The organism is Magnetococcus sp. PR-3, assembly GCF_036689865.1.
GTDB lineage: Bacteria > Pseudomonadota > Magnetococcia > Magnetococcales > Magnetococcaceae > Magnetococcus.
In genome coordinates this window covers 59,586-68,392 of record NZ_JBAHUQ010000036.1, presented here as the reverse complement: position 1 = coordinate 68,392, position 8,807 = coordinate 59,586, and the positions used below count along the sequence as shown (strand labels likewise).

The window sequence follows — 8,807 nt, the reverse complement described above, 5'->3', positions numbered from 1 at the left end:
TAAAACCATGCCTGCGCCCTGCGATGGATGGGATGCTATGGTTGCTATGCTGGATGGAGAAGCTCCTTACACCCAAGAGCAGGATTTACAAAAACGCTATAAAAAAGCCTATGCGGATATGAAAAAAGGAAATCTGTACGGAACTTTTTATGTAGGCATGGCCAAATATACAGGTAAAGGAACGGCTATACAGAGAGATACGGGCATACAGCTCATAAAACAAGCTGCTAAGGCGGGCAACCCATCTGCTCTTTCCATGATGTTGATTATGAATACGCCCTTTTATAAAGGACAAACCGATTTCAAGCTAAACCCCAAGCGCGTAAAACGTGATTTCTACTGGGGCATGCCATTGGTAGTTCGTGGATTTGGTTTTGCACAGTACACCGTTGGCAATTTTCATTTTGTTGAGTACATGGAGCCTTTAAAAGAGGTGGTCAATCTTTTTTATGACCATAATCCACAAAAAAATATCGAACAGAAGAAAGCGTTTATTTTAAAGTCCGTCACATCTGCTGAGATGTTTCAAGCTTCACATCTCATGTGGCTTGCAGCGAGACAAAACAGTCGTGAGCAACACCGTCATTTTATGATGGAGTACTACGCATTTTTTGACCGGGTTTTTCAACAAGGGCGCGAACTTCTTGGCTTGAACCTTCCCAGCATCAAACAACCCAATGCAGGCACCCCCACCCAACGCTGGCTCTTCAAAGTAAGCAAAGGACGACAGCACCTTTTGCAAGCCTGGGAAGCCAACCCCAATCATCACTTTACGCAGGCCCGTTTTTGGCTTGAACAGGCCGCAAAAGAGCCTTCGGATGCCACTTACCACTGGGCGTCGAACGATCTAAAATGCATCCCCCGGTTTAGAGAGATGCAACAAACGAATAGCGGGTACAAAAAGTGAGGCTACAAACGGTTTAAACAACGGCTGACATGACAAGATTCTTCACCGTTTCAGTAATATTTACCGGCTCTTGAATAGGAACGCGTTATTAGCGCCTCAAAAGGAGAAACTATCCATCCCAAACAAAATATGATCTTTTTTATTGTTGTCCTTTAGAAGATAAACAGTTAACCAAAAAACAACACAAAGATCTAATGCATATATTTTTGTAGGGATACCTACAACCAACAAACCAAATACACTCACGTTTCCATATAAACGTATACAAGAATATGAATTTCATGCTTATAACTTGAACTTTTCTACAACTTTTATTTTATTCAGGAATCGCACAAAGCAGGATACTAATTTAGGTCAGCACGCTGCTTTGCGAGATTCGCCCACCCGCGCGGCAACGCGGATGACTTCACCAGATTGAGCCTGAGCGTAATCAGGACCGCCCAGAAGGGCAAGGAAAAAGTCGTGGCGATCTCATTGGACTCTTGATCTACCAGACACATGGCGTAAATGAAATGAGAAAGCGCAGTAAACAGGATGAGTTCATCGTCTACCCCAAAGAGGATTTTCCCAATCCCCCCGATGCGGCCACGCTGATGTATGGCACTAAGGAAGAGATTGATCGGGCTTGGCATGATCTCAATCCCGGTGCCATCAAACGCAATAGACCGCTTCAAACCTTGCAAGAAAGACCAAGTACTACAGGGAAAAGGTTAGGCCAGCGCAATAAGCTTGCACAGCGTGAAGGCCAAACGACAAAGGTTCACCCCAGTGGCGTGGACCGGCCTCCTGTCCGTGGACGAGCCATATCCGGTATGGGAGGGCATATCTCAGAGAACGTGATTCAGCAAAAGCGTCGGACTGGTCACCAAGGTAAGCGAAGGCAACCTTCTGCTCATACAGCACAACAGGTGAAAAAGACGGGGGGGCATCCACCAGGAATGTTCCCGGGTCTGTTTGGGCTTCAACACATACGGCCACGTTCATACACAGAACGGGAAAACCTCCAGCACGATCAAGCCTATCGCGCAGCACATAAAGGATGTCCAAATTCACCGCCTAGAAATAATCCAAATTACAAGCAGTACCATGGCAACGCCGACTGGTTTCATGGTGGGCTGAAGGTTTTCACGAACAAGGTTTCACACCTTCACCATGCAGACCCACAGCGGAATGCTTTTATGACCAGCAAGGCAGGCTGATTGATGACACTCATCAATATCCGTCTACTGGAGGCACACCCAATCAATACCCGAGTAGTGACTGGTGGCGGCATGGTATAAATGACCGAGAGGGTGTCGTCGAAGAAGGTTGGGATGCCTTTTGGCAATCCAGGCAAAAAAAGGGGGATAACTGGTGGAAATAATCCTCTAATCCCTTTTCAACATAACTTAAGATCCTCCGGGCCCCGCCCCCGAAGGATCTCCCTTCAATTATATTCTAAGCAGCGTTAAACAATGGAAATATCCTCCAGATACAGAAAAATTGGGCTTGGTTTCTTAATCGCCGTGGCCGCTCATATTTTATATTTTTTCACAATGTTCTTCTTGATGCTGATAACCGATAGAAATCTTCCAGGCTTTATTGGCTTCCCTGTCACGTTTCTTTTTGGAGTTGTCCAACTGATCTATATAATTCCGATACATAAAGCCATTGAAACAAAAAATAAAAACTATCTTCCAGGTCTATGGCTGGGGGCTGCACTGTTTTTTATTTTGAATGTTGTTTTCATCGTTCTGATTGTTAGGTCTGGAGCATAACTTTGAAAAAATCATTTAAATCAGGCGTAGGTTTACTCCATTTCCTGGGAAATTGCTTGTTTCAACCATGAATTCAAGAAGTTGCCTGATACGAGAGAATCTAGCACTTCGACACCAGTTGGGTCTACTACATAGACAAAGCAGATCCAGACCATACCTTTCGAGATGGGACCGAATGTTCTGGGTGTGGCTATCCCGATCCTGGGCAGGCTGGCGTGATGTGTTGGTTATCGTCAAACCGGAAACCGTGCTGAAATGGCATCGACAAGGATTCAAATTCTACTGGCACTCCAAAACCCACCATCAATCTGCTGGTCGTCCTCCGGTTCCCATGGAGGTACGACAATTGATCAAACGACTCAGGGAGGAGAATCCTCTCTGTGAGGTGGGTACACTTTTCTGGACCCCCATTCTGAGGGAGAATAGGACTCCCGCATAGAGGAGGTGTCTTGATGAGCAAACGACAGTTGAAACGTTATACCCAAGAGTTCAAGGATCGAGCAGTTGAGCTGATGAACAGTACGGATCAATCCGTGCCTGAGATTGCTGAGCAATTGTATGTCAATCCAAAGAATCTTTACAACTGGCGAGCACAAGCGCAGGCCAATAAAGCAGGTGGAAAGTCACCTGAGATGGTTGCGCTCCAGGATGAGAACAAGCAACTGCGTAAAGAGTTAGCGCGGTTACAAGAAGAGCAAATCATCTTAAAAAAAGCCGCCGCGTACTTTGCCAAGGACATCCAGTAAAGTACGCCTTTATCCAACAGCAAAGGCGTTACCATTCAGTTGAACATCTTTGCTGCGCATTGGGTGTCTCCAAGAGTGGGTACTACGACTGGCTCAACCGGCGGGAATCGGCCAGGGCAGAAGAAAACAGGCTTTTAGGGGAATGATCGTTGAGATCTTTCATGGAAGCCGAGCAACCTACGGCTCCAGGCGTATACACCGCTGTTTGGTTGAGCATGGTGTTCGCGTCAGTAGGAGGCGAGTTGCCAGGATCAAACGCAAACTTGGTCTGGAGTGTAAAGCGCAGCGTCGCTTCAGGGTCATTACCACANTAGCGCCAAACCACTTGAACCGTGAGTTTACCGCTGAGCGGCCAGATCAGGCATATGTGGGCGATATCACCTACGTTGCGACCAAAGAAGGCTGGCTCTATCTGGCTGTTTGGATAGACCTTTTCTCACGTAGCGTTGTGGGCTGGTCCATGGCCGACCACATGAAGGCATCATTGGTAACGGACGCCCTAAGAATGGCCTGCTTCAAGCGTAGGCCGCCAGTAGGCTTAATGGTCCATAGCGATAGAGGAAGCCAGTACACATCTAATCTTTTCACTGGCCTGCTCAAAGAGAAGGGATATCTCCAAAGCATGAGCCGTCTTGGAGACTGCTGGAATAACGCACCAGCGGAGAGCTTTTTTGGCACATTGAAAACTGAGTTGATCGGAGGTTTTGTTTTCAACTCTCGTGAAGAGGCTAAGCAGGCCATCTTTGAGTACATCGAGGTCTTTTATAACCGCCAGAGAAAGCATTCAACCATCGGCTATATGACCCCTGAACAGTGCGATCTGGCATTCACAGTTTCTGCGTAAAAAACCGTCCAGAAAAGTGTTGCCCCATCACTGGGGGGCACCACGCATCCATGGCGAACCACTGAAACTGGGCTATAACTATGCTCAATCCCCGGCCGCCCCATGGAGAGAGAAATGATTTATTGGAAAAAAATAGTAGTATTATTAAAATTAACCACGGCCTCTATTCTTATTATTTTGTTTATTCTTTCCTCTGTATTTATCCTGCAAATCTGTTTCCATGATGAGTTTAGCTGGTACAGTGCACGCACCTGTCTGGCTATAGATTCCTGTTTGGATTCTGGCGGCATGTGGGTCAAAAAATATGAACGGTGCTGTTTTGCCCCCTACTCAGGGACAGAAAGGGAGTGCCTGGAACTCATTGACCAAGATCCTGCCGCATTCCCCGATAATATTGAAATTCAAATTGAAGAAGAACGGGCTCGCTTCAATATGCCTCGAAAATCACCGGCCCTGGTAACGCCGTCCCCGTGAATAGATTTATCCAGATGATTTACACATAGCTTACCAGCCTTTTCAAATCGCGTACGACTATCCAAGCCAAGAACATAGCGCTTCGGCATTAACAGAATATTTTACATCAACAAAAGAAATCCAGACCATGGCCACAGCACGATCCTGCCTATCGAGCAGCCGAGGGTCCACTCAAGGGAAAAGCTGGCTTAAAGCCATATTCTAGAAATCCATATGGATTCCACTGTGGGTATGAAGATTTCCACGAACAGGGTTTTACGCCGACACCGGATACACCGACAGCAGAGCGCTTCTACAATGAAAGCGGAAAGCTTGTCGATCAAAGCCATCGCTATGCGAGGTGCCGAGGAACACCCAACCAATACCCAAGTACTGACTGGTAGCGGCATGCTGTCATTGACGGGGGGGTGTTGTTGAACACGGATGGCCTGCCTTTAAAGAGTCAAAAAACATCACAAAGACCATGGCTTGCCATCAAAACCCTGGGATTTTCTACTGCAGAATGATTAAAACAGTGTGGGGGGAGCCCCCCACTCTCTAATACAGAGAATATTTAACATGAGCCTTTTTCAAAAGGATTCCGTACTCATTACATTTTTTTTATTAATATGCATCCATGGGTATTCCCCTCATTTTTAGGGGCATTCAAAAGTAGAATTAAGCAGCCATAGCCAGTTTTTGCTTAGGCGTTATGCCACCGATGGCCATATTCGGTCGTTTATGATTGTAGCTCCATAACCATGAAGTCGCCATCTTTTGGACTTTATTGATTGACGTGAACAGGTGCTGACTGAGCCAATCGTAGCGAACTGTCCGGTTATACCGAGTCAATGGGATCAACAAGAAATACTGATATGAAAGGGTGGGAGGGGTCACGCCCCTCCCACCCTTTCATAAACATCTGCATAAGATGGATAAAGCCATGATTAAACCACTAAAGATCATCATCATCACTCTGTTATCTCTATTTAGTTTTTCATGATTATGGGGTTTATAATGAATATCTCATTCTGCCAAGATCCAAAATTCCAAGCAAACAGCTTATCAAAATGGATGCTTTGATGTTGGTGGAATCTGGGTCCCAAAGTATCAACGGTGCTGCTTTGGTCCATACAATGGTGAAGAGACCAAGGCTTGCCTACACCTTATTGATACAAATCCTGACACTTTTCCAGGAGACATAGAAGAACAAATTGAAGACGACCGGCAACGCTTCAATATGCCAAGAAATCCTGCAACCTTGAAAATGCCGTCTCCATGAATACATTTATCCAGATGGTTTACACATTGCTATCAGCCTGTTCAAATCGCATACGACTATCCAATTAGCAGGGAAAGTTCTTTCCAGCACGCTACGCCCGCACCTAATAGAGAAGAAGGACCATTGTTAACTGGGCTATCACAACAACCTGGAAAAGTTGTGCCTCAACCCAAGCCTAGATCACAAAACAGTGGGCAGAGATGGTCTGGTTTCAGCAAGGCCACACCACCACCACGAAAGATGTTTCCCAACAATTTTGTTGATCTAACGAGGCAAAAACGGAGGGACTATGGATGATCAAAAACCTGCACAACCGCCTATTTCTGTTGGATAACACTCCGATAAAGAGAGAACCCTATTCACAAAAAGTGGCCCTTTACCCATGCATACAGGGCAAAGAGCCGCGCGCAAAGAGCCTGACCTGCATGGCTCATCTTCACGATATGAAGGTCAAACCCCTAAGACCCTCCGCCAAGGGAATCATGCATCCGCTACACGTGGAAGATCCTCTCCGAGCAGAGCCATGAGTGGACATATCGTCACTGGCAGCAGTACGGTCATAAAAATATAGTCTATTTTGATGAAAGCGGATTTGAAGAAGAGGTGATTCACCATCATGCGTGGGCACCAAAGGGTGAAAAGATCTATGGTGACTTTACGGGGAGTAAGCGTAAACGAACCAACTTGATCATGGCCCAACGCGGTAATGTGTGGTTAACACCCATGATCTTTGAGGGTTCGTGTCATGCTCCGTTGGTTGAGGCATGGATTGAAAAGATGCTATTGTCTTAATTAAAGGAGCCCGGTGTTATTGTTAGGGATAATGCCAGTTTCCACAATAAATGGAAGATTGCTGAAATACTTGCTAGAGATGGTCATGTACTTCTTCCGCTTCCCCCGTACAGCCCAGAACTCAACCCTATTGAGCAATCATTCGCGGTCTTGAAAAAACGTAGAAAGTTTACTGTGCCACTGCCAACGTTAGAAACATTAATGATGTCTAACTATGGTTTGCGGTGACTATACTATCTACTGTTTCTGGAAAACCACCACCTTTTGAATACAAAAATGAGAGCTTAGTTTACCGAACCAGGTGGCTTTCAAGTATTTTACATTGGTCTCTAAATAGCCCTGTATTATGTTTTTTTAAGATTTCTTTTTAATAAGTGCTGCGTTTTTGATAAGCCGAACATCTAAGGCTTCATCCCGCCCCCGTATGGCTAATGAGCTATGGGGAAATGCAGCGACACATAGCCCCACTTCCTGGACAACATCTTGGGAGATAATTAATTGCACATCATGGGGTTTGGTTAGCCCTTCCAAACGGCTTGCCGTATTCACAGTATCTCCAATAGCTGTAAACTTGCGCGCAGACCCATACCCCATCTCGCCAACAATGACCGGGCCAACATGAATACCGATCCCCATTTTCAAAGGCTCATCCAGCTCCTCAACCAAATTTGTATTTAATTGCTCCAGCGCCGCACCCATGGCAACCGCCGCACTTAACGCCTGCTGACAGCCCTTTTTACAGTCACCATCCAGCCCAAATAGCGCCATAATACCATCACCAATAAACTTATCCAGATACCCACCCTGCCCCTCGATGGCACGACCCATTTGGTCAAAATAGCGGTTCAGCACAAACACCACATCAAAGGGAAGACGCTTTTCCGAAAAACGGGTAAAACCACGTAAGTCTGCAAACAGTACAGCAACAACCTGCTCTCTACCCTGGTCCTGATCCATCTTGGCCAAAACCTTATCGGCCCCCACATCGGCAGGCAACAAAGACCACAGCTTTAGTTCAGAATCCGGACGTAACTGACAGGCAAGACGCACATCCGGCGGGGCATGGATACGGGTTAAGACCTGCTGCTCGGATTGATCGGCCTTAGGTATGGGGGTTTCAGCTTCAATACGTACACGGCAAGTCGAGCACCGACCACGCCCACCACAGAGGCTAGGATGTTTAATCCGTGCCCCTCGCAGGGCATCCAGCAACGTCTCTCCCGCATGCAGGCTCACCACTTTATGATCATTATAACGAACTCTAATACCACGTAATTGACGTAGGCGTTTTAGGGCAACGGCACTTATAGGAACCAGCAATGCCAAAAAAACCATCAAAGCACTTAACCATTGAATGGCATCAATCTGTTCAATAAAACCTGAGAGCATGGAGACATCAAAGCCTGCATCTGAGAGGACCGAGTTGGCCCACTCAGGCCTGGTCTCCATGTGCCGGCGAACCTGCTGCCCACTACTGATATGACCAGCCAAGGCCAATAATGGAAAACACCATAGCGTGATAAAAAAAGAACCACGCCAGGCATTAAAATACGGTTTTAACCGCAACCAAGACCACAGACCAATCCCCCCATGCAACCAGAGCACGATAAACAACAAAATCTGCATCCAGCCTTTTTCAGGAAAAGCGACCCATAATGAGAGTTGAACCAAAGGATAACTGACTTCAACACCATGAAGATGGGTCAAGGCCAAAGCTTGAAGCAGGTGGGGAAGAAGAAGAAAAGGAAGGCATAAACCGAACAAGGTTTGAGCCCATTGCCAGAGCGGTAAAGAGAGATTCTTGCGCTGTACCAAGGCATAAAGAGAAGCAAGGGGATGAACGATAAATGCGGTAAGCAATAACCCGAGAAGAGGCCATTGATTCCAAGGTTTACTGAGAAAAGCGACTGAACTCTGCTGCCACTCCAGCGAGACAACCCCTAAAAGATGATTACTGAAGTGACAGATCACAAAGACGATAAGAACCAGACCACTATACAGACGTACTTTTGCAATCATACCATAC

At 46.3% G+C, this 8,807-nt stretch carries 4 protein-coding genes and 4 pseudogenes; 5 read left to right on the top strand and 3 right to left on the bottom strand.

Annotation, left to right across the window (positions count from 1 at the left end; genetic code table 11):
* Window positions 1-907, top strand: a pseudogene (locus V5T57_RS17420) (hypothetical protein); the annotation flags it as partial.
* A 344-nt stretch (window positions 908-1,251) separates the two neighbouring features.
* Here V5T57_RS17420 and V5T57_RS17415 read toward each other — a convergent pair.
* Window positions 1,252-1,539 carry a hypothetical protein gene (locus V5T57_RS17415; protein WP_332892526.1) on the bottom strand — a complete coding sequence of 96 codons (288 nt, stop codon included), beginning with the start codon at window positions 1,537-1,539 and terminating at the stop codon, window positions 1,252-1,254.
* Window positions 1,540-2,361: 822 nt separating this feature from the next.
* On the opposite strand from V5T57_RS17415, the gene V5T57_RS17410 reads away from it, so the two are divergent.
* The 3 genes and pseudogenes from V5T57_RS17410 (at window position 2,362) to V5T57_RS17400 (ending at window position 4,728) form a co-directional block, all read left to right on the top strand.
* Window positions 2,362-2,664 carry a hypothetical protein gene (locus tag V5T57_RS17410; protein WP_332892525.1) on the top strand — a complete coding sequence of 101 codons (303 nt, stop codon included), beginning with the start codon at window positions 2,362-2,364 and terminating at the stop codon, window positions 2,662-2,664.
* Between the two features lie 452 nt (window positions 2,665-3,116).
* Window positions 3,117-4,254: pseudogene (locus tag V5T57_RS17405) on the top strand (IS3 family transposase).
* A 114-nt stretch (window positions 4,255-4,368) separates the two neighbouring features.
* Window positions 4,369-4,728: a hypothetical protein gene (locus V5T57_RS17400; protein ID WP_332892524.1), complete on the top strand. Its 360-nt coding sequence runs from the start codon at window positions 4,369-4,371 to the stop codon at window positions 4,726-4,728.
* A gap of 657 nt (window positions 4,729-5,385) precedes the next feature.
* Here V5T57_RS17400 and V5T57_RS17395 read toward each other — a convergent pair.
* Window positions 5,386-5,553 (bottom strand): annotated as a pseudogene (locus V5T57_RS17395) (integrase core domain-containing protein); the annotation flags it as partial.
* Between the two features lie 922 nt (window positions 5,554-6,475).
* Between V5T57_RS17395 and V5T57_RS21015 the strand changes: the two are divergent.
* Window positions 6,476-7,009: pseudogene (locus V5T57_RS21015) on the top strand (IS630 family transposase).
* Window positions 7,010-7,135: 126 nt separating this feature from the next.
* Here the strand turns inward: V5T57_RS21015 and V5T57_RS17390 are convergent.
* Window positions 7,136-8,800, bottom strand: coding sequence for an adenylate/guanylate cyclase domain-containing protein (locus V5T57_RS17390; RefSeq protein ID WP_332892523.1), 1,665 nt, complete (start codon window positions 8,798-8,800; stop codon window positions 7,136-7,138).
* Between the last annotated feature and the right edge of the window lie 7 nt (window positions 8,801-8,807).